Source organism: Mesorhizobium sp. CCNWLY176, assembly GCF_037153935.1.
Taxonomy (GTDB): domain Bacteria; phylum Pseudomonadota; class Alphaproteobacteria; order Rhizobiales; family Rhizobiaceae; genus Mesorhizobium_M; species Mesorhizobium_M zhangyense.
On record NZ_JBBBDZ010000023.1, the window covers coordinates 1 to 20,718 of the forward strand.

Below are 20,718 nucleotides of genomic sequence, written 5' to 3' on the forward strand. Positions count from 1 at the left end.
GCGGTCCAAAGAATGGTATCGGATCAAAAACGGCCGAGGCTCTAATCGCCGCTGGATGAAAGTTCAGTGGCAGGTCAGCACCGCCCGGCCGCTGATCTTCTTTACAATGCCAGCAACATGATGCCCGCTGCTCCGAAAGAGGTGGCGTTTTTTTGCTTTTCGTTGTCAGACAAAGAAAAGTTCTTGATGATATGATGAAACGTATTTGTAGGGCGTCGGGATTGCATTCCGCCCTTTAAGAGCTGACCCCACACTGAGGGAAAGTGCACTAGGAATGCTTGAAAGTAGTGCCGAAATCATTGGCAACGATAAAGTGTGCGCGGCGAGGGCGGCAATTCCAACTGGAAGCAAATTCAAGTTTGCACTGATATCTGCAAGGCGGAATTTAAATTTCGCTTCACGAGCGGACTTTATGTGATCGCCTATCGAGTTTTGCAGTCTTTCAATCTCTGTATTCCATGCGAGCGGGCCATCGCCGGCACTGATTACTCTTTGGTAAACCTCTTCGAGGTGATGACGCAGGGAAAGCAGCTCAGCTCTTCGCTTAGTTCGGAATTCCAATATATCGGCGAGGGCAACGTCCCGGTTGGGAACTGGGATTGCTTGATGTATCCTGACAAGAGCACCACGGCCAATATCGAGCGTGTGTTCAGGAAAGGAAATTGAGCGATCTCCAGTCGCCAAACTCCATTTCCCAGGTTCGCGCGCGTCTAGAGTCTTGAACGCTTCTACATGTGCGTTGCGCAAGATGTCTGAGCCCCATCCGCTTGGCGGAGTAACTTTGGTTCGCTGCAAGACATTGGCATCAATCAGGTATTCTGCATCGGCAGCCAGCCCAAACTGTATATAGTTCTGTTCGGGGAAATCCAGTTTGTCCCAAAACAGCAAATACATCCGCAGTTCTTGCGGGTCCAAATCAGTGGACTCGATCATTGCGGAGTTTCCGCTGATTTGGATGGGTGGCGAAACTACCAGCCCTCGTTCTTGGTTCATGGCTTCCCCCATTTGTTGTTCACAGCCGCTTCGATTGCCCTTCGTCCGGTCGGTCGCCGGGGCGATGCCGTTGATGGTGACCTAGAGTTTTTTCGCAGCCTCGGTATCGAGATCATCTAGGATTTTACTGAGCTTGTCCCAGAGTGAGGTTAGAGTGTGCTGCAGTTCGAAGATGGTAAGTCGGTTCCCGAAATGGCGAAACTCGATCTGGCTGGAGGAATTTGACCAGGTGTAGATATCGTTGTCGAGTTTATTGCCCCCCTGGCTCTGCCATACCTCAACTCGGTGTCGAGGCTCGCCGTACGCCTTTTTCATCGTCTGCTGAAGTGAGTTGAATATCTCCGCCGGCCCGTTTGTTATGATCCAAAAGAGCCGCAACGTTCCACGATCGTCAGGGATGAAGTAGAATTCCGTGTTTAAGCGGGTGCCTGCTAGGCCTACGCCGGCTTCAAGGGCCATTGGTGCGCCTCCAGACATTGGCGCGTCGTAAAAGAAAACGCATTTGACCATGCCGGCAGCTTCAAAGGCGTCGCTATACAAGGGTACAGAACTGTATCCGCTATCGTTTGCGCGTTTGTCATTCGAGCAAACAGGTGCTGCACCAGGGGCCTCGGATTCGTCGGGATATGGCGTTTGCTTGAATGCCTTCAAGCTCACCCCCAATTTGAACTCGCGTCGAGAATAGGAATCCGGCCATTGATCTGCCGCTATACTAGGCGACGCGAACACAACAGCTATAAACGCAAAAAACGCAGTTCTCATCCCCGAAGCCCCCGTGGAAAAACAGAATGGCCTGCGACCCTGGGCAGGGCAAGCGGGCTTTCGCTGCAGTCGAAGGTTTCTTGCGGTAAGTTGCGGCGCCAGATACGGCTGTAATTCCGCCCGCTACCGACGGCGATGTCGTTCTGGCCGGCCACGGACTTAGGAGCGATAGCTGTGGAACCGATCCTTCGGTCCGATGATCTGGAACATTGGTTTTCGGAAAAACGAAAACAGCTTGGCTTCGTCCCCCGCGAAAACCGCGCCAGATGCCGGCGGAGACGGATATGTCGAGATCATGATTTTTAGGATCGAGCTCGAACTCCAATCGCCGGACCATTGCTCGATAAAACGCGAGTGCCGCGGCGCGGTGGTAGTGAATTCCAGGGATGCCCAGCCGCTCCTCGCACAGCCGGAAGCCATCTGGGATGGGCTGCCTGCCAAGATGATATTGCTTGTGCATTGATCCCCTCCTTACCCATCGCCTAGGGTGTCAAAGGGCAGGGTGGGCGTCAACTCTTAGTCATTCCAACGGACTCGTAACTCGCCGTCTAGTGCTCTTACGGCCTTGGCTAACACTTTCGCATTGATGTAAAGCCGCCACTTGTTGCTTTTAAAATAGCATTTGGAGCCGGACAGGGCGTCTGCGTCAGGCATCGTGTACCCTAGAGATCTGCAACGATCGCGAATTGCATCGACTATTTCTATACCTGATGAGACGTACGGAATTTTTGGCCGCCGGAGTCCATGTCGCCTAGCCTGCATCTGAATGGCATTCCACGTAACCTGCGGAAATTCTAACTTGATCTCATCGATAGTTGCTCGCGGGTATAGCTTCCTCAACCGCGTTATTTCAGCGGCCGTCCATTGGTGTTTGATATTCTTTGTTTTTAATCCCATTACGCGACAATGATAACCTATGGCTTGACGCGATCGGTTGGGCAGAGCCTTCGCCAATGCAGCCATGTCTGGATGGAGAGATCGGCAGAGATGTTCCTCGTCAGTTGTCCACATAAGAGCGCCGGAGAACGTCCTACCAAGCCGCGTAAACCTGGCGCGCTGTCGCTGAGCCAAAGCGGCCGCTCGTGCAAATTCCCTTAGTTGCATATGAGGAGAGTTTATCCTCCTGAGATCAAAAGGCCTTCGAGGTAAGAAGCCATACCATTCAATTCGGAGAGCGTCATGTTGACGGGTTTCGTGGATACACCACATCAAAGATGTTGACCTGACCGGGCGGGCCAGAACCTTCCTCCTTCCGAGAAGAAGGTTGGAGCGGCGGACCTGAGTCACTGTGTTGACCTGAACCAGCGATCTTGAAAGAACCTATCGTGAACCTCTTGCTACCATTTTGCTACCGAACTCGGTAGCACGGTAAAGTACAAGGCGTGACAGATAGGTGAGGGGGCGTCTCTATCTGATTGATATTTCGGGATTTGTCGGGACAACGAGGTACGTGCAAATATGCCTGTAAGCGAATTTCAAGACCGGTGCCTTAAACCACTCGGCCATCCCTCCAAACCGTTGAAACTATTGCAATTTTCTCGACCCCAATTCGAGGGAGAGATGCTTGCAATCCAGTTTGCAACTATACGGTCAGGCGGGCTTGCTTATAGCCTTCTTTGGCGTGCCGTCAACTTTCCTGTCAGCGTATTTCAGCGGCAGGCAGCCTCTGTTCCTCGGCGATATGTCTATTGCTTGTCTTGTCGCAAATAGACCCTGCCGAGGAAGGCGGGCTCGCCGGAGCGCCGGCCGCTCATTGAGCCTGCCACCAGCACGACAAGCGTCAGCAGGTATGGCAACGTCATCATGAGATAGACGGGAACGTCGGCACCTATGGCCTGCAGCCTGGGTACAAGAGCATCCGCACTTCCGAACAGAAGCGCGCCCCAGAGAGCCCGGGCCGGATTCCAGCGCGAGAAGATGACGAGCGCGACCGCGATCCAGCCGCGCGAGGCGACCATTCCCTCCACCCAGACATGGCTTGTGGCAACCGAGAGATAGGCTCCGGCAAGACCGCAAAGCAGGCCGGATGCCAGGACAGCCCCGAACTGAACCAGTTGCACGTCGATACCCGCGACGTCTGCCGCGGCAGGATTTTCCCCGACGGACCGCAACCTGAGACCATGTCGGCTCTTGGAGATCCACCACCAGAGCGCGCCGACCAGGATCGGCAGCGCCAGTGTCACCGGGTCCTGCACCGCGAAGATGCGCCCCAATGCCGAGCCGCGGTCTATCCCGAAGAAGTCGCCAAGATTGGGAATGCCCGAAAAGGTTTTCTGGACGTATGGGCGCCCTACGACGCCGGTAATGCCCAGCCCGATCGCGACGACGGCGAGGCCGGCGAGCGTATGATTGGCGCGCAAGACGACTGTCGATATTCCGAACAGCAGCGCCATAGCCATCGCCGCCGCTGAACCGGCGGCTAGGCCAAACCAGGGATCAGCTCCGGAAAGTACAGTCACCGCGCCGGTCATCGCGCCAACCGCCATCAACCCTTCCGCTCCGAGATTGAGAACACCGGCTTTTTCGCAGATGATGAGGCCGAGGCTCGCCAGCAGCAGCGGCGTCGCATAGCTCGGAATGATGGCGATCCAGCCGATCAGAAAATCCATGCGACCATCTCTTCCTTAGTTCGGCCGTTTGAGCGAATAGGTGCTGAAGAACTGCGCCATCAAAATCGACATCAACACCGTGCCTTGCATCAGTACGATCATGGCTTCCGAGATCGAGTAGAAAACCTTCAGGACATTCCCGGCGGTGAACACCGCGCCGAGCGCGAAAGAGACCACGACCACCCACAGCGGCTTCGCGCGGGCCAGATATGCGATCACGATCGCGCTGAAGAGATAGCCGTTGCCGACTGACTGGTTGAGGCGGTGCTCCGTTCCCGCCACGATCATCATGCCGGCAACGCCTGATAGGGCGCCGGAGAGCAGCACGAGCCCTACGGCTGTTCTGAGCACCGGCAGGCCGGTGGCGAGCGCGGCCTTGGCGTTGAAGCCTACCGCATCGGCGTAGAAGCCGGCACGGCTGTGTTCCATCACGAACCAGACGGACAGTGCGATACCGGCAACCAGGAAGATTCCGGTGTGCAACTGCCCCCATCCCAGAATGGAAAACCAGCTCGCCTCGGGAAAGGTGGCGGTCACCGGAAAGCTGTTGGCCGGATCTCTCCAGACCCCGAACAGAAGATGCTGCACGAGCAGAAACGCCACACTTCCCAGCAGCAGCGTCGAGATGACCTCGTTGACGCCCCATCTGAGCTTCAGAAAGAGCGAAATCGCAATCCAGCCGGCTCCCGCGAGTGCTGCCAGCACGAACATCGTCGGCAGCCTCAGCGCTTCGGGCCCGATGCCGTTCAGCGCCACCCACGTCGACGCGATCGCACCGAGCCACAGCTGGCCCTCCACGCCGATGTTCCAGAACCGCACGCGCATGGCAACGGCGGAGGCCAGGCCGACGAGCACCAAAGGCAAGGCGGCCGTCGCTGTCTGGGAGAGACCATCCGAGGTCAGAAACGTGGCGATCAGGAACTCATCGACAAGGGCGCTCGCCGGCACGCCCGCATGCACGAGCAGCATCGCCGAAACCGTCAGCCCGGCGAGCAGCCCGCCTGCATAGCTGAGGCTGGTCAACAAGAAGCCGGGATTTTGCCTGCGAACGAGGAAAGCGGTATCAAGCATGGCCTGCTAGAAGGCCTCCTATCCATTCAGGCGTGACATCGCCGACCTGACGGCAGCCGACGATCGTGCCCCTGTTCATGACGGCCACCCGATGGGAGAGGGACATGACTTCCTGGAGATCCTCGCTGATCAGCAGGCAGGCCGCGCCGGCTTCGACAGCTCTGCGGATCGAGGATCGAACGAACTCGGTCGCCTTCATGTCCAGCCCGCGGGAAGGGGAATGCGCGATCAGAACCTTCAGGCCTTGGCCCAGTTCCCGCGCCAGCAGGACTTTCTGCGCGTTTCCTCCCGAGAGCAGAGAGGCCGGCCGGTCTGGCGTCGCGCCACGGATATCGAACGCCTCGATGGCCTCGGCGGCCTTTTCGCGCATCGCCCGCCGCCGCAGGAGAAACGGGCCGCCGAAGCTGCCGCCGGGGATGGTCGTGAGCGCTAGATTGTCGGCAATGGAAAGCTCCCGGATCAACCCGCTGTCAAAGCGGTCAGAGGGGATGATGCGCAGGCCGGCCTCGCGGCGCTTGCCCGGCCTTGCGGCGGAAATATCCTCGCCGTCGAGCATGATCGCGCCTGCATCGATTTTTTCGAGCCCGAGAAGGCAGGCAACGAGTTCCTCCTGGCCGTTTCCGCCGACGCCGGCGATGCCGAGGATTTCGCCGGCATGCAGCTCGAAGGCCAGATCGTCTAGGTTCTGCCGGTGAGCTGTCGCCTGCGCGGAAAGCCCTTCCACGCGCAGACACACATCGCCCGGCCGGGATGATGGACTGCCGGCAACCGTCAAGGCATCGCCCACCATCAGCCGCGCCACCTCGGCTTCGGTGAGGTCGGCGACGCGCGCACCGTCAAGCACCGTCTCTCCGTGCCGCATGATCGTGACCCGGTCGCAGAAAGCGGCAACCTCGCGGAACTTGTGCGTGATCAGAACCACGGCGTGACCTTGCCTCGACAACCGTTGAGCGAAGGAGAGGAGCGTGCGCGCCTCCTCGTCGGTCAGCACCGCCGTCGGTTCGTCCATGACCAGAATTCGGGCGCCCAGAAGCATGACCTTGACGATCTCGGCACGCTGGCGTTCGGCGATCGAAAGGTCTGCCACCTGTCTGTGCGGATCGACGGGCAGGCCAATTTCTCGCGACTTGGCGGCAACGATCGCCGCCGCATCGGCCGGCGTTTTCACCTTGGACTTGCGGCCGAGGCCGAGGAGCACGTTCTCGGCAACGGTAAAACTCTCGACCAGCCGGAAATGCTGATGCACCATGCCGAGACCAGCGGCGGCGGCTTCCAGCGGGCTGCGCAAACTGATCGCTTCGCCATCGATCGATTGGTAGCCACCGTCAGCTACATAGACGCCGGCCGCCACGTTCATCAAAGTGGACTTGCCTGCACCGTTCTCACCGACGATGGCATGCACTTCCCCCCATTCGAGGCAGAAGGACGCATCACGAAGTGCTGCTTTGCCGTCGAACGACTTGCCGATGCCACGCATTTGCAGCGCCGCCGGTGCACCCGGCGGTCGTTGCGTTCCTTCGCCTGCTTGCTGCAAAGCTGTCGTCATTACTTTGCCGGCATGGTGCCGATCACGCCGTCGACGAAATAGTCCATCGACCAGAGTGCTGCATCGTCGACCTTCCCGCCGGCATCGACGACGACGGTGCCGTCCTGCTTTTTCAGGGGACCCTGGAACGGATCGAGCTTGCCTGCGATGATGTCCTGCTTTGCAGCCTCGATCTTTGCCTTGGTTTCCTCGGAAACCGTAGGACCAAAGGGAGCAAGCTCGACCACGCCGGTTTCGAGGCCTTCGAAGGCGCCGAATTCCTCGGGTTTCCAGTTGCCGTCGATGATCTCCTTGATCGTCGGCACAAGGTACTTCTCCCAGCGGAAGACGACGGAGGTCTGGATCGTCTTGGGCGCGGCATGCGACATGTCGAGCTGGAAGCCTATCGATGGCACGCCGACCTTTTCGGCGGCGTCGAGTGCGGAGGTTGCGCTCAGATTGGTGGCGAGCACGTCGGCCTTCTGATCGAGAATAGCCTGCGCGATCTGCCCTTCCTTCACCGGATCCCACCAGGAGTTGGCGAAGACCGCGACCGTTTCGATCGCAGGATCGACCGAGCGGGCGCCGAGCGCGAAACTGTTGATATCCCAGTTCACCACGCCGACCGGAAATCCGGCGAGGATGCCGATCTTCTTCGTCTTCGTCGCCTGACCTGCCGCGATGCCTGCCAGGTACCAGCCTTGGTAGGTGCGGGCATAGAAGCTTTCCATGTTGGGCCCGTTCTCCGTGCCCGAGGCACTGAGAAACGCCACGCTCGGATAGGCCTTGGCCGCTTCGGCCATCGGGGCGCTATAGCCATAGGTGGTGCCTATAATGATGTTGAAGCCGCGCTTGACGTAGAGATCGATCGCCGCGCGTAGCTTCGTGGCCTCTTCCGGAATGTTTTCCGTCACTGCGACGGGCACCTTAAGCTGCTCCTCCACGGCCTTGCGGCCGGCCTCGAGGGCTTCGTTCCAGCCGCCGTCCTGCGCCGAACTTGCGTAAATGAACGCGACTTTGGGCGCGCCTTCCAGCGTAAAGGCATAAGCGCCCGAGGCGGCACAGGAAGCGAGAACTGCGGCCGTTGCCGCGAACAGACGAGCTGAAGCGGACGGCTTCGTGTTGCGCTCTTTCATTTCGTGGTTCCCCTTTGTTTTTCTTTGATTTTCTCAGCCGAAAGCATGCCGCGTCCGCGCGGCTTCCCTGCACGGTGACGGTTGCCGCCGGAGCGTCTTTTTTGATTTGGCAAAAGCGAATTGGCTCTTGTGCAGCGCATAACAGCCGATTACGTTCGTTCATGCAACAAAAATAATCATGCCTGTTTTTTGGGCATTTTGTGCAGAAATGTGAACGATCAAATGAACACCGATGCGCTGGCATCATTTGTCAAAATTGCAGAACTGCGGTCATTGTCCGCTGCGGCGAAGCTGTACGGCCTGCCGAAATCCACGCTCAGTCTCCGGCTGAAGCAGCTTGAAGACGATCTGAAAGTCGCTCTCTTCGAGCGCTCCGGGCGTGTGCTGTTGCTGACTGACGCAGGACAGACCCTGCTCGGGCATGCTCGTCAGATCCTGCAAGGCTGTGATGCGGCGCGGGCCGCCGTGACGGAACTGAGCGACGACGTGACCGGAACCTTGCGGATCGGCGCCACGGGCGAGTTCGGCACGGCCTACTACACGCAGATGCTCATGGCGTTCAGAAAGCTCTATCCCAAGGTGGAAATCGAGCTCACTTTCTTTTCGCCGCACGTTCTCTACGCGCCGGAGAGTCTCGACATGCTCGACGCCGTGATTTCATGGGACGAGGGCATCGAAGGTGGCGAAACGCTCTCCACCGCGAAATTCGCACTCTTCGCCAGCAAGAACTATGTCGAGCGCGCCGGGATGCCGCAAAAACCTGCCGATCTGGTGGACCACCAAGGCATCGTCTATCGCACCTCGGCGGGCTTGCAGCACTGGCGGCTGCAGAAGGGTGCCGCGCAGGAAAGCATCCTGCCGCGCAGCAACCTGATCGCCAACGACTACTGGACGATCAAGTACTTCGCCGTTGCGGGCGAGGGCATCGCCTATCTGCCGCACTTCTTCACCACGATCGAGTGTGAACGCGGTCACCTCATTCCGCTGCTCGACACATGGGAGTCTGCGGAAAAGCGCGTCAGCATCCGCATATCGCGTCCGCACGCTCCGTCGCGCAAGATGGCCGCCTTCATGGATGTCTGCGGCCGCTACTTCTCGCCCGGCTTCGTTTTCACGGGGCCGCGCTACTACGTCGAGACAATCTTCGATGCAAACAAGCAAGAAAAGGGAACAGAAAAATGAAGGTACTTGAAACCGGCAACGGCGCGCGTGCAATGAAAGGGGGAGGGCTCGACCCGCAGCGTGTCAGCTTCGACAAGATCCCGATCATCGATCTTGAGCCCATGTTCACGGGCGATGAGGCGGCCCGGCAAAAGCTCGCCCAGGAACTGCGCAAGGCCTGCACGGAAGTCGGCTTCCTCTATATCAAGAACCATCACGTTCCAAAGGACGTCATCGATACCACCTTTGGGGTCGCGGAGGCGTATTTCGCCGAATCCGACGACGTGAAGATGGAGAACCACGTTTCCAAGTCGAAGAACAATCGCGGTTACGCGGCGCTGCTGGAGGAGAATACGGACCCGACCGCGCGTGGCGACCTGCACGAATCTTATGACATTGCGCTCGACGTTCCTACCGACGATCCCGACGTGAAGGCCGGCAAGGTGCTCTACGGTCCCAACCAGTGGCCGGCGGGCAAGCCGGAATTCCGAAAGGCGTTGGAAACCTACCATGCCGAGATGCTGACACTGAGTGGCCGTCTGCTCCATGCCTTTGCTCTGGCTCTCGATTTGGAGGAGACGTATTTCGACCAGCTGGTGGGCAAGCCGCTCGCGACTTTGCGGGTGCTGCATTATCCGCCGCAGTTTGGCGAGATCGATGACCGCCAGATCGGCATCGGGGCACATTCGGACTACGAGTGCTTCACGATCCTGGCCCAGAAGGAAGGCATTTCAGCCCTGCAGGTGCTGAACGCGTCCGGCGAGTGGATTGCGGCCGATCCCATTCCCGGCTGCTTCGTGGTCAACGTGGGAGATCAGATGGCGCGCTGGACGAATGACCTCTTCGCCTCGACCGTCCACCGCGCGGTGAACCGCTCCGGCAAGGAACGCTATTCGATCCCATTCTTCTTCGGTCCGAACTACGATGCCCTAATCGAGGGGCTTCCCAGTTGCATCGATGAGGCTCACCCTGCGAAGTACCCCCCGATCACCTCGGGCGAGTACGTCAACGGCCGCTTCATGGCGACATTTGCGCACTATGCCGCGCAAAGCGAAGCCACCGATACTGCCACTTAAGCTGATAATCGTTACATGCGCGGCCGTTCCTATGGCCGCGCATCGAAATCTGCCCTTAAAAATAGCGCTCAAGGTTCGCGCGGATGCGATCCAGCACGGTGTGCCCGGAAATATCAGGCACGAATTTGTTGCCGGTGATCGTCTCATAGGCCTGCGTGTAGACCGCCGAGGCCTGTTGAACTATCTCGTCGGGAATCTTCGGGATCGGCTCCTTGTAGGGATCGCACCGCGCCGAGACCCACGACCTGATGAAATCCTTGTCGAAGCTCTCCGGCCGGCTGCCGCTTGCCAGTGCCTGTTCGTAGCTCGCCGCGATCCAGTAGCGGCTGCTGTCGGGCGTGTGGATTTCATCGGCCAGGATTATGTTGCCGTTCTTGTCGGAGCCGAATTCATATTTGGTGTCGGCGAGGATGAGGCCGCGTTCGGCGGCGCGCGCCTGGCCCCGGTCGAACAGCTGCAAGGCGTAATTCGACACGGTGTCCCACTGCGCCTGCGTGAGAAGACCCTGCTCGATGATCTCGTCCTCGGACAGGGGCTCATCATGACCGCCATCGAAAGCCTTGCTCGTCGGCGTGATGATCACTTCCGGTAGCTTCTCGTTGTCGCGCAACCCGTCCGGCAGGATGATCCCATACATGCCCCGCTCGCCCTTCCTGTATTTGGTCAGGATCGAGGTGCTGGTGGTTCCCGCCAGATAGCCGCGTACGACGATCTCGACAGGCAGGATGTCGAGCCGAGTGCCGACGACAACGTTTGGGTCGGGATATTCGAGGACATGGTTCGGGCAAATATCGGCAGTTTCCTCGAACCAGTATCGAGCTGTCTGCGTCAGGATTTCTCCCTTGAACGGGATCGAGGTCAGAATGGTGTCGAAGGCGCTGAGACGGTCCGTGGCGATGATGATGCGTCGCCCGTCCGGCAAGTCGTAGTTTTCGCGGACTTTACCCTGATAGCGGCCCGGCAATTCGGGGATGAAAGCATCGGACAGGACGCGCATGTGATTTTTCTGCCTTCCGGAAAGCGGGGAACGCCGTCGCATACACCTTCGGTCGTGACCATATCAATCAGGAAAGTCTCTTCGCAGGACAAGACGAACAACAGCGTTGATCGGTGCGGCCGTCTGTCGGCCTGTTACAGTTCTGCTTGCAAGCATTCATTCGTGCGAGCAAAGTAAACTATCTACAAATTCCGACTTCATAGCAGAAATTCTGTTGTCGACGTCAAACTGTGACGAAATACTACGAATGATGGTGTCATAGCTGAATGCATCCGCTGTGGTTGAATGGAGACGATCCCCGCATCGAACTCTCCGGCGAGAGACGGCAAGTAACGGCTCTGTTTTATGACATCGTTGGGTCGACGGAGATGCTTGAAAGGAGTGACCCGGAAGACTTTTCGAATATTGTCAGCGTGTTCCACAGGACGGCGATGGCAATCATACAGGAGAATAACGGATATCTTCACCAGGAGCTGGGGGACGGCGGGTGTAGCTATTTCGGATATCCGATGCAGTTCGAGGATGCCGCCGAAAAGGCGGTTCGGGCGGCGTTGGCGTTGGTTGAAAGATGCGGCAGACCACGCAAAGGACGAGAGCCCGGCGTGAAACTTCGCGTTGGCGTCGCCACCGGCATGGTTGTGATTTCCGCCGATGGGCGAGAAATAATAGGAACGGCTCCGGTACTGGCCGCGCGACTGCAGGCGGAGGCTCACCCGAATTCCATTTTCGTGTCGGATTCAACCTACCAACTCACCCGCGGAAGCTTCGAATACGGTTTCATCAAACATGCCCATCTGAAGGGATTCAGTGAGCCAATCCCTCTCTGGCAGGTATCGGGAACGCGTTCCGGTCACGACCGCTTTTCGATTTCCAGACGCCCGGAAGCACCGCTGCAGGGACGGAGCGCCGAATTGGGTATCTTGCGGCGCGCATGGAGCAAAGCCTGCTACGGCAAAGGACATTCCTTGGCGATCGTAGGCGATGGAGGGATAGGCAAGTCCCGTCTCGTCGCCGAACTGCGACGCGAAATCAGTGCGAACAACTCCGGTGAGGAGCGCGTTCTCCAATGCCATCTGCGCTTTACCAACCGGCCATTGCACCCGCTTCTCAACTATCTGGAGTTGCTTTTGGGCAGCGAGGCATGGATCGAAAGGGATGCCACCGCTTTTTGTGACAGGCTGACGGCCATCGGCATTTCGGTCAGCAAGGAAGTTGCACGACCGCTTGTTGCATTTGCGGCCGCAAAGACACGGCAAGCAACCGGCTATCTTCAGTCATCCGACAAATCGGCCCGGCGTTTCCGGGAACAGGCCATCGCTGCGGCTGCCGAACTGCTGTTCGTTTTTGCCGACAGCAAGCCTCAATTGCTCGTTTTCGAGGATGTTCACTGGGCCGACAGCATGACATGGGAGTTGATCGACCGCCTGGGCGAAGGCTGCCGGAACCGCGCCATGCTGATCGTCGCAACGTCGCGGCACCTGGCTGCCAGGAATGACGATCGAGAGCGTTTCTCCACAACGGTGCGCCTTTCCGGGTTGACCGCCGGCGCGATGACAGACTTGCTGGTTTCGCTGTGGGAGGGGCCTCTCCCGGCAGGGCTGGCACAGTTCATTCTCGACAAGAGCGACGGTGTTCCGCTCTTCGCTGAAGAGCTGGCGATGTTTCTTCAGCGCAGGGCCGCAGCCGGCACGACGGCGGCGGATTGGAACAATCTGCTGAACAAGAGCGGCATCACATCCCTGAACGATTTGCTGTCGGCCCGCCTCTCGGATGTCGGCAACACCCGCCGCACTGCCCAATTGGCCAGTGTCATAGGCCGGGAATTTGGCATGTCCTTTCTCACGCGGCTCCTGGGGCCCGAAAAAGCTGTCGATAATACGGACGCGGAACTTACCGAACTCGTCGCACACGGCATTCTTGAAACGAAGACCTCGGCACAAGGAACGATTTACAGGTTTCGTCACTCGCTTCTCCAGGAGGCGGCATACGCAAGTTTACTGCGGACGGATTGCCGCCAAATGCATACCCGCATCGCAGGTCTTCTGACCGGCGGAGAGTCGACCGGCATGGCGCACGAACTTGCTGCCTGGCATTGTGCACAGGCCGGCATGCATCTGGATGCCGCCGCCTATGCAACAAAGGCTGCAGAAGCTTGCATGATCAGGTCGGCAATGTCTGAAGCCGACACATTGCTGACTATGGCTGAAGAACAGCTGGCGCGGGTTTCCAAGAGACAGAAAAAAACTGAACTTCAGCTGGATGTCCTGGAACTTCGCGGTGTCGTCTCCGCGGCATTGTCGGGAGAAGGCTCGCAGCAGACACGCCGCATCTACGAGAGAGCGCTGTCTATCTATCGAAAGCAGGGGGGAGGCGACCCTGGAAGGCGCTTTGCGCTATATTGGGGCTGGTGGTTTACAGCACCCAATGTAACCGCCCAGCGAGCACGCGCGCAGACACTGCTTAACGACATGGGGGAAGCGCAGGATCCCGAGGTCCGACTGCAGTCGTTTCATTGTGCATGGGCAACAAATTTCAACGCAGCTCAACACGAGTTCTGCCTCAGCTGCGTGGCAAAGGGCCTTGAACTGTATGACGCCGGACGCGCGCTTCGTAACCGCACAATCTATGGCGGGCATGATGCCAAAGTGTGCGGGTTAGGGGAGAAGGCACTCTCCCTCTCGTTCATGGATGACCTTCCCGGTTCCGAGCGGGCGATAAAGGCGTGTTTGAGCGCTGCAGAAGAGACCGATCACGTCGGCAGCCTTCTGCATGCCCTGTATTACGCGGTCGTCCAGGGACGGTGCCAGGGCCGGCACGATGACGTCCTTCGGTTGACCAACCGTATGAAGGACCTTGCCGATCGGCATTCCATGGCCGCCAGCAGGGCGAAAGCGGATATGTTCGGTGGCTGGGCCGAGGCTCTTTCCGGCTCCTTCGAAGCCGGAATCCGACGGTTCCACGAAGGCCTTGGGCTGCAGGAGAAAATCGGGACGGACGACAACATCTCCATACAACTGGATATGCAGTCGGAACTGCTGGAGCGGGCTGGGCTGAGGGCCGAAGCCCTCAACGCCCTGGAAAGGGGCGTTGCCGAGAGCGTGAAGGGCGGACAGTTTTTCTGGCTGCCTGAACTCTACAGGCGCCGCGCCAAGCTTCGTGCGGCCGACGGAGCCAATCCAGCCGCGACAAGGCGTGATCTCAAGCGTGCATATGACATGGCATTCAAGCAGGGGGCTTTCGCGCTGGCTAAAAGGGCGCAATCGGACTTGCGGGATTTGGAAGCCGGCTCCACTGCTCGATAGCGAACGGGCCGCCAAGTGAGATTGTATGACAACTCGCATCCCTCATTCCTCGAGTTTTCGGAGGCGCTAGTCAGCGCGCCTCCAAATATCGGGGAGACGATCCAGCGTGTTTTGGACAGGCGTCAAGAGTTTGGAATATCGCGGCTCGGATCGATCACCGGCCTGGATCGGATCGGAATAGCTGTGGCTCAAGCCGTTCGGCCGGACGCTCGCTCGGTCGTGGTAAGCCAGGGTAGCGGACTGACAGTCGAGCAGGCGGCGATATCTGCCCTGATGGAGGGAATAGAAAACTGGGCGGCCGAACACGTTTCGCGGGAGAGAGTGCGAAGCGTTACGGTCCGAAATTGTCCGGATGCGGATATGTGGGCAGATTTGTGGGCGCTTATGCCCGAGGGTTGTGATCTGGAGCCCCTCGGCTGGATCGACGGCTGGGACATTCTCTCAAGCCGAAAATGCTCCGTTCCCCTGGCGCTTGTCGATGCGTGCTACACCTTGCCGTCTCCACATGCGCCCTGGCTGCCGCGCAACACGACAGGGCTGGCCGCTGGAGCAAACGTCCTTCAAGCCGTAAGGCATGCATGCCTGGAAATTCTGGAACGTGATGCGCGCTGCTGGGCTTTAGGCAAACCCCATTTTTTTGATCGCTATCAGGTCGAGACGGCCAGTTTGGTTGGCGGCGCGCCGGGCAAGATCGTCGCGCGACTGCGTCAGTCAGGCATGGAAACGGGCGTCTGGTCAATCCCATCTGCCCACGGGCTTCCGATTTACTGGTGTCACGTGATGGAAGGCGAGGGGCAGATGGAACTTGCGCCCTTGCCAGCCGAGGGTTTTGCCTGCGGTTTGTCGAATGATGAGGCTCTTTCGAAGGCCCTGCTGGAAGCCTGCCGGTCGCGGCTGACGACGATGGCAGGCGCACGAGAGGACGTGACGATCGATCTGTACCGAGGCAGCTTCGACCGGCACCAGCTTGGCTCATGGCGGAAGCAACTTGGGGCGAGGGGATCGCCGCTGCCGCCTGATCCGATCCCGGTTTCTCGTCCGGGGATTGAAGTCATCATCGACGCCTTGCGCTCGGCAGGTGCCACGGCTGTCGTGGTGGTGCCGCTTTTCGTCGACCAATCCATACCAGCCGCAGTCGTCAGGGTTGTCGCGCCGCCCCTCAGAACCTCTCCCGAGGAACTCGGACATGGCATGTGATGTTGTCGTGTTTCTTGGGCCGACCCTGCCCGTAACACTGGCGCGGAAACATCTCGACGCGCTTTATCTGCCGCCGGCAGAGCAGGGCAGTGTTTTCAAGGCAGTCGTCGACCACCGCCCGGACGTCGTGGCGATCATCGACGGCGTCTTTGCCCAGCGTCCTGCCGTTCGGCACAAGGAAATTCTCTGGGCAATGGCCGCGGGTGTCGAAGTTCACGGAGCTTCGAGCATGGGAGCACTCAGGGCTGCCGAACTCGCGCCAAATGGCATGTTCGGCCATGGCTTCGTCTATCGTTGGTATCGGCGTACGCCGCTTGCGGACGACGAGGAAGTAGCGGTGCCCATGGCTCCGCAAGAGCTTGGATCAGTGCCGTTGGGGGATGCTCTTATCAATATGAGGCTCACCTTCAAAAAGGCGCTTCGCCATGGTGTGATTGGCCAGCTATCCTGCAATGCGCTGGAAAAAGCCGCCCGTTCCCTGTACTTTGTCGATCGTCGTTACGCGCAAGTGATTGCTACGGCCCGACTTGCAGGCCTATCGCTATCGTCTGAACTTGACGCTTTTGAGCGATGGCTACCTGGGAATCTCGTTGATCGCAAGCAAGCCGATGCAGTGCGCCTGCTGCGTTACCTTGCCGATCGCGGCAAACAAATCCGTCCCAAGGAAGACACCGCGTTTACACTTACGGAGGCGTGGGCGATTGATCTGGAGTCGTCATCGTATTGGGACGACTACGTAAAGTATGGTCAACCATCGGATCGCATAAATTAACAATAATCAATGACATTCTAATGTAACCGTGAGAAATTACAGCGCTGCAGGGCGCTGTGTGAATGAACACTCTTACGACGCCGATAGATAATCCTGCCAAGAATTCCGAGAAAAATCTTGGAACACGTTTTCTTGTCTATCCGCAACCGCCCTTTGTCCGTGGCTATGAACACCCTGAAGTCGTTTGGCTCGCTCCAAGTCCCGGCGAGATTGCCGCCGGACCTGCTGACCACCGCATGTATGTCGCCGAGCCGGTCGAACCAAAATCTCCATATAAATTCCCCGAAATGCCTCCCTATGCAGGCAGGATCCGGCCACCGGTAGAACCCGGCCCGGACAGGCATTTCGATTATCTGACGCCCGGAACATTCAACTTCCTCAGCGCTCACGTCTACGCTTGCGTGCGCCGTGTGCTCGACATCTGTGAAGGCTATATCGGGCGCGAAATTCCATGGCATTTCGCGCCGATGGTCGAACGACTGGAGATCGTGCCGATTATTCCCGGCTGGGACAACGCACAATCAGGTTTCGGTTTTCTCGAACTGGGTGAAAATGACGATGCCGACCATCAGTTCTGCTACGGCTTGAATTTCGACGCCGTAGCACATGAAGTCGGGCATCTCGTTTTGCTCAGCGAACTCGGCTTGCCGCAGTTCACGGAAGGAGGGCCCGACTTCTTTTGCTATCACGAGGCGATAGCCGACTTCATATCCTTGCTCGGTCTGCTGCATTTCGACACGGCGCTGGACCGCGTCCTGCGTCGGACCGGCGGCAATCTTCTCATCCACAATGAACTAGACAGATTTGCCGAGACAGGCGACGAGAGCCAGCTCCGCAATTTCAGCAATTCGCTTCGTCTGAATGACGTGAGTTTCGAGGTGCATGACCGCTCGAAACCCTTTGCAGGAGCGCTCTTCGATTGTCTTCTGGAGGTACATCAGTCGCTTTTGTTCGACCGGGGAATTTCACGGCTCGACCCGCGTAAATACAGCGACCTGCGCAGGCAGATGCCGGTATCGCAGATCGAGGAACGCCTGAGCGCGACGAAGTCGGACTACAGGTTCAGGCACTTCGCCACCAAAGCCGCGCTGACGGATGCCAGGGACATCATAGGTGAAGCGATGATCCGTTCCTGGAGGACGCTTGATCCGGACCATATCAATTTCGAGGACGCCGCTGCCGCGTTTCTGCATGAGGCGGAACTCGGTCGCGGCCGCTCGAATGTCAATCAATTCGAAGATTGCTTCAGATGGCGGGAAATACTGTGAATTTTCTGAAAGGAGAGGGTGACCATGAGCGAAGACAATTGCGACATTCCAGCCCCCGCGAGTACAGGCATATTCATCCCGGAGGAGATTTTCCTCTATGGTGTCAAGCTAAATAGAAAAGAAGATTATGCCGATATCTATGCAGGTGACGGACAGGAACTGAGAGTTCAACTCAATAGAAATAAATTGGTAAGCAGAAATAACTATTCGATTGTTGCGGCTTATGGCTACGCATATGAGGGTTATTGTTACCGCTTCGACAGGGTCCGTCTCCTCGTTGTCACCGTTTCCAAAGATGAGGATCCGGTTGGTTGCGGATACGATTTCGAGAAAGCTTCCACGCCTGCCGCGAAAGCAGGGGGCGCCCCCACTTCTCCAGCGCCCAAATACAGGATGTGGCGCATCATGGCGGACACGAAGATGCTGGAACTCGCAACGGCATTCAACGATGCGAAAACGCTCATTCTGGACGCCAATCTGCCAGGTGTCAGAGCGCCCAATTCATACTCCATCACCGTGAGGATGGCCCATCGAGGTGGGCGAATGACACGGGATTGAACCCGCGCAAATCAGGTTGGATGAAAGAGGAGCATCTTACATGACCATTACCGTCAAGATCAGCTTCGGGCGCGATACAGAAGATCTGTCAATCTACGACCAATACGACGACGGCAATCAACTTGGGACGACAAAAAAATACAAAAAAACAGATAAACAATCTCCAAATCCGTTAATCTTGGACGTTGCGACAAAAACCACCGGCGGCCGAGGAAGATTGCGCATGGTCGAGACTAAAAGTGGAATTACACTGACCGACGAGACGATTGATGTCTGGGAAAACCAAGTCAATATTTGGCCGGTTATTGATACCGTTCAGGATCTCGCAAGGGTGATAACTGAGAACCAGTAAAAACGCTTCCGTCCACGCTGATGGATCGAAGGGCTATGTAGGGAAGGGTGGCTAACACCCCGCCGCCCGGCGACCGTCGGCCGAAAACGCAAACTTGTAGATCGTCTCGTGGCTGACCGAGATCGGATGACGCTCCAGCCGCGTGCGACCGGCGATCTGCTGAAACCATGGCTCTGTTGCATTTGAAAATGGAATCTGCCCGCAATATACGAATAAGTCGCATAAGATAGATTATGGAACTTAATGATGGTTGAATAGCGCGTTTTCCTGCTTCCGGATGACCTTAGCCAGTGTCAGATCGACCTTCAGCCCTCAACGAAAATCGCGGCCAAAGCATCCCTCAGACGATCGTTGAGCGGTTTCGGCCGGCGCGTTTGCCTGTCGACGTAGACATGGACGAAGAAGCCTTCGGCCGCAGCGTGAGTTTCGTCGTTGCGGAACAGTCCGACCTCATAGCGCACGGACGACGAGCCGAGCCTTGCCACGCGGATGCCGGCGGTCACGGTGTCGGGAAACGCAAGCTCCGAAAAATACCGGCAGCCGGTTTCGACCATCAGGCCGATCTGGTCGCCGGCATGGATGTCGAGCACACCGGCATCGATCAACCAGCCATTCACAGCGGTGTCGAACAGCGAGTAATGCACGACGTTGTTCATATGGCCGTAGATGTCATTGTCCATCCAGCGCGTGCCGATGGTGCGGAACGCCTTGTACGAGGCGCGCTGAGATGGTGAAGCCCGTTCGCTCATGCTCCTCACCATGCCGCCCGGTAGATCGTCAGCGCGTCGGCTTCACTGACTTCGCGCGGATTGTTGACCAGAAGCCGCTGCTGCTTCATCGCGTCCGACGCCATCCTGGCGAGATGTTCTTCGCCGATCCCGACATCGCGCAGGCGCGGCTGGAGCCCCAGTTTGCGCGAAAGCGCTGCCAGTTCCTCGATGAAGCCCGTACAACGGGTCTGCGTGCTTTCCTCGCGTGCCAGATGCGGAAATGCGTCGGCGGCGATCTCGGCATAGAGATGGGCTGCATCCGGCGCGTTGAAGCGCAGCACGTGCGGCAGCACCAGCGCATTCGAGAGCCCGTGCGGAATGTGGAACGTGCCGCCGATCGGATAAGCCAGCGCATGAACGGCAGCCACCGGTGAATTGGCGAAAGCCTGTCCGGCAAGCATCGAACCGAGCAGCATCGCGCCGCGGGCCTCGACATTCCCGCCATCGAATACCGCCGTTTCGATGTTGGCACCGAGCAGTTGCAGCGCCTGTTTCGCCAGCATTTTCGACAGCGGATTGTTGTTGGCATTCTTCGACGCATAGGCCTCGATGGCGTGAACCATCGCATCGATACCGGTCGCAGCCGTGATTGCCGGCGGCAGGCCGAGCGTCAGCTGCGCATCGAGCACGGCGATGTCCGGCAGGATTACGGCGCTGGAAACGCCGCGCTTTTCTTCGTCACCAACGGTGATGATGGAGACCGGCGTCACCTCAGAACCGGTGCCCGCCGTGGTCGGCACCAGCACCAGCGGCAGCCTCGGACCCTTGGCGTTGCCGACGCCCCAGGCATCGTCGATGTTTTCGCCGGAACCGATCAGCAGCGCGGCAAGCTTGGCGACATCGAGCGAAGACCCGCCGCCGAAGCCGATGACGCCGGTAGCACCTGCCGAGCGTCCCGCGTCCACGGCCTTCATAACGGTCGCGAGCGACGGATCGGCTTCGACCGCATCGAAAATTGCGACTGACGCCCCCTCTCCCTGCAACGAAGCGATGGCCGGATCGCACAGGCCGAGCCTGCGCAGACCCGGATCAGTCACGAACAAAACGGAGCCGCCCAACTTCGTTCCAACGATCTTTCCGAGGCGTGCTGCCGAGCCGGATTCAAAGACAATGGAGGCAGTCGTACTGAAAATAAAGGAAGACATTACAAGGACCTCGGCTGCATTTCT

18 protein-coding genes are annotated in these 20,718 nt (G+C 58.2%); 9 read left to right on the top strand and 9 right to left on the bottom strand.

From position 1 onward, the window contains the following. Positions 1–165 precede the first annotated feature (165 nt). Positions 166–933, bottom strand: coding sequence for a DUF6236 family protein (locus WBQ96_RS26105; protein WP_442920855.1), 768 nt, complete (start codon positions 931–933; stop codon positions 166–168). 141 nt (positions 934–1,074) lie between these two features. Then, positions 1,075–1,644: a hypothetical protein gene (locus WBQ96_RS26110; RefSeq protein ID WP_336552756.1), complete on the bottom strand. Its 570-nt coding sequence runs from the start codon at positions 1,642–1,644 to the stop codon at positions 1,075–1,077. A gap of 307 nt (positions 1,645–1,951) precedes the next feature. Between WBQ96_RS26110 and WBQ96_RS26115 the strand changes: the two genes are divergently transcribed. Then, positions 1,952–2,218 (top strand): hypothetical protein, encoded by a 267-nt coding sequence (locus WBQ96_RS26115; protein WP_336552755.1) that lies wholly within the window; start codon positions 1,952–1,954, stop codon positions 2,216–2,218. Positions 2,219–3,440: 1,222 nt separating this feature from the next. Here WBQ96_RS26115 and WBQ96_RS26120 read toward each other — a convergent pair. From WBQ96_RS26120 to WBQ96_RS26135, 4 genes are read right to left on the bottom strand one after another with little or no spacing between them, the layout of a single operon-like run. After that, the gene (locus tag WBQ96_RS26120) at positions 3,441–4,364 is read right to left on the bottom strand and encodes an ABC transporter permease (RefSeq protein WP_336552754.1); all 924 of its coding nucleotides are present in this window, start codon (positions 4,362–4,364) and stop codon (positions 3,441–3,443) included. Between the two features lie 15 nt (positions 4,365–4,379). After that, positions 4,380–5,435 (bottom strand): ABC transporter permease, encoded by a 1,056-nt coding sequence (locus WBQ96_RS26125; protein WP_336552753.1) that lies wholly within the window; start codon positions 5,433–5,435, stop codon positions 4,380–4,382. Then, positions 5,428–6,981: an ABC transporter ATP-binding protein gene (locus WBQ96_RS26130; protein ID WP_336552751.1), complete on the bottom strand. Its 1,554-nt coding sequence runs from the start codon at positions 6,979–6,981 to the stop codon at positions 5,428–5,430. Before WBQ96_RS26130 ends, WBQ96_RS26125 begins: the two co-directional genes overlap by 8 nt. Further along, positions 6,981–8,096, bottom strand: a complete 1,116-nt coding sequence (locus WBQ96_RS26135) for a BMP family ABC transporter substrate-binding protein (protein WP_336552750.1) — start codon at positions 8,094–8,096, stop codon at positions 6,981–6,983. The genes WBQ96_RS26130 and WBQ96_RS26135 overlap by 1 nt, the downstream gene beginning before the upstream one ends. 222 nt (positions 8,097–8,318) lie before the next feature. Between WBQ96_RS26135 and WBQ96_RS26140 the strand changes: the two genes are divergently transcribed. Further along, positions 8,319–9,278, top strand: a complete 960-nt coding sequence (locus WBQ96_RS26140; protein ID WP_336552749.1) for a LysR family transcriptional regulator — start codon at positions 8,319–8,321, stop codon at positions 9,276–9,278. Beyond that, the gene (locus tag WBQ96_RS26145) at positions 9,275–10,333 is read left to right on the top strand and encodes an isopenicillin N synthase family dioxygenase (protein WP_336552747.1); all 1,059 of its coding nucleotides are present in this window, start codon (positions 9,275–9,277) and stop codon (positions 10,331–10,333) included. The genes WBQ96_RS26140 and WBQ96_RS26145 overlap by 4 nt, the downstream gene beginning before the upstream one ends. Before the next feature lie 55 nt (positions 10,334–10,388). Here the strand turns inward: WBQ96_RS26145 and WBQ96_RS26150 are convergent, their stop codons facing one another. Beyond that, entirely contained in the window at positions 10,389–11,330 is a 942-nt protein-coding gene (locus tag WBQ96_RS26150) for a phosphoribosylaminoimidazolesuccinocarboxamide synthase (RefSeq protein WP_336552745.1), read from the bottom strand. A 266-nt stretch (positions 11,331–11,596) separates the two neighbouring features. On the opposite strand from WBQ96_RS26150, the gene WBQ96_RS26155 reads away from it, so the two are divergent. From WBQ96_RS26155 to WBQ96_RS26180, 6 genes are all read left to right on the top strand, one after another. Beyond that, positions 11,597–14,632, top strand: a complete 3,036-nt coding sequence (locus tag WBQ96_RS26155; RefSeq protein ID WP_336552743.1) for an ATP-binding protein — start codon at positions 11,597–11,599, stop codon at positions 14,630–14,632. 15 nt (positions 14,633–14,647) lie between these two features. Then, complete coding sequence (locus WBQ96_RS26160) at positions 14,648–15,829, top strand: YcaO-like family protein (RefSeq protein ID WP_336552740.1); 1,182 nt, start codon at positions 14,648–14,650, stop codon at positions 15,827–15,829. Then, on the top strand, positions 15,819–16,601 hold the full coding sequence (locus WBQ96_RS26165) for a TfuA-like protein (RefSeq protein ID WP_336552738.1): 783 nt from the start codon (positions 15,819–15,821) through the stop codon (positions 16,599–16,601). The genes WBQ96_RS26160 and WBQ96_RS26165 overlap by 11 nt, the downstream gene beginning before the upstream one ends. A gap of 62 nt (positions 16,602–16,663) precedes the next feature. Then, a complete protein-coding gene (locus WBQ96_RS26170) occupies positions 16,664–17,869 on the top strand; it encodes a hypothetical protein (protein ID WP_336552736.1) in 1,206 nt (401 codons plus the stop codon). Between the two features lie 24 nt (positions 17,870–17,893). Beyond that, the gene (locus WBQ96_RS26175; protein WP_165113922.1) at positions 17,894–18,427 is read left to right on the top strand and encodes a hypothetical protein; all 534 of its coding nucleotides are present in this window, start codon (positions 17,894–17,896) and stop codon (positions 18,425–18,427) included. A 40-nt stretch (positions 18,428–18,467) separates the two neighbouring features. Next, positions 18,468–18,779, top strand: a complete 312-nt coding sequence (locus tag WBQ96_RS26180; protein WP_336552734.1) for a hypothetical protein — start codon at positions 18,468–18,470, stop codon at positions 18,777–18,779. Positions 18,780–19,084: 305 nt separating this feature from the next. Here the strand turns inward: WBQ96_RS26180 and WBQ96_RS26185 are convergent, their stop codons facing one another. Then, entirely contained in the window at positions 19,085–19,528 is a 444-nt protein-coding gene (locus WBQ96_RS26185; RefSeq protein ID WP_336552732.1) for an acyl-CoA thioesterase, read from the bottom strand. A 5-nt stretch (positions 19,529–19,533) separates the two neighbouring features. Then, positions 19,534–20,694, bottom strand: a complete 1,161-nt coding sequence (locus WBQ96_RS26190; protein ID WP_336552730.1) for an iron-containing alcohol dehydrogenase — start codon at positions 20,692–20,694, stop codon at positions 19,534–19,536. Between the last annotated feature and the right edge of the window lie 24 nt (positions 20,695–20,718).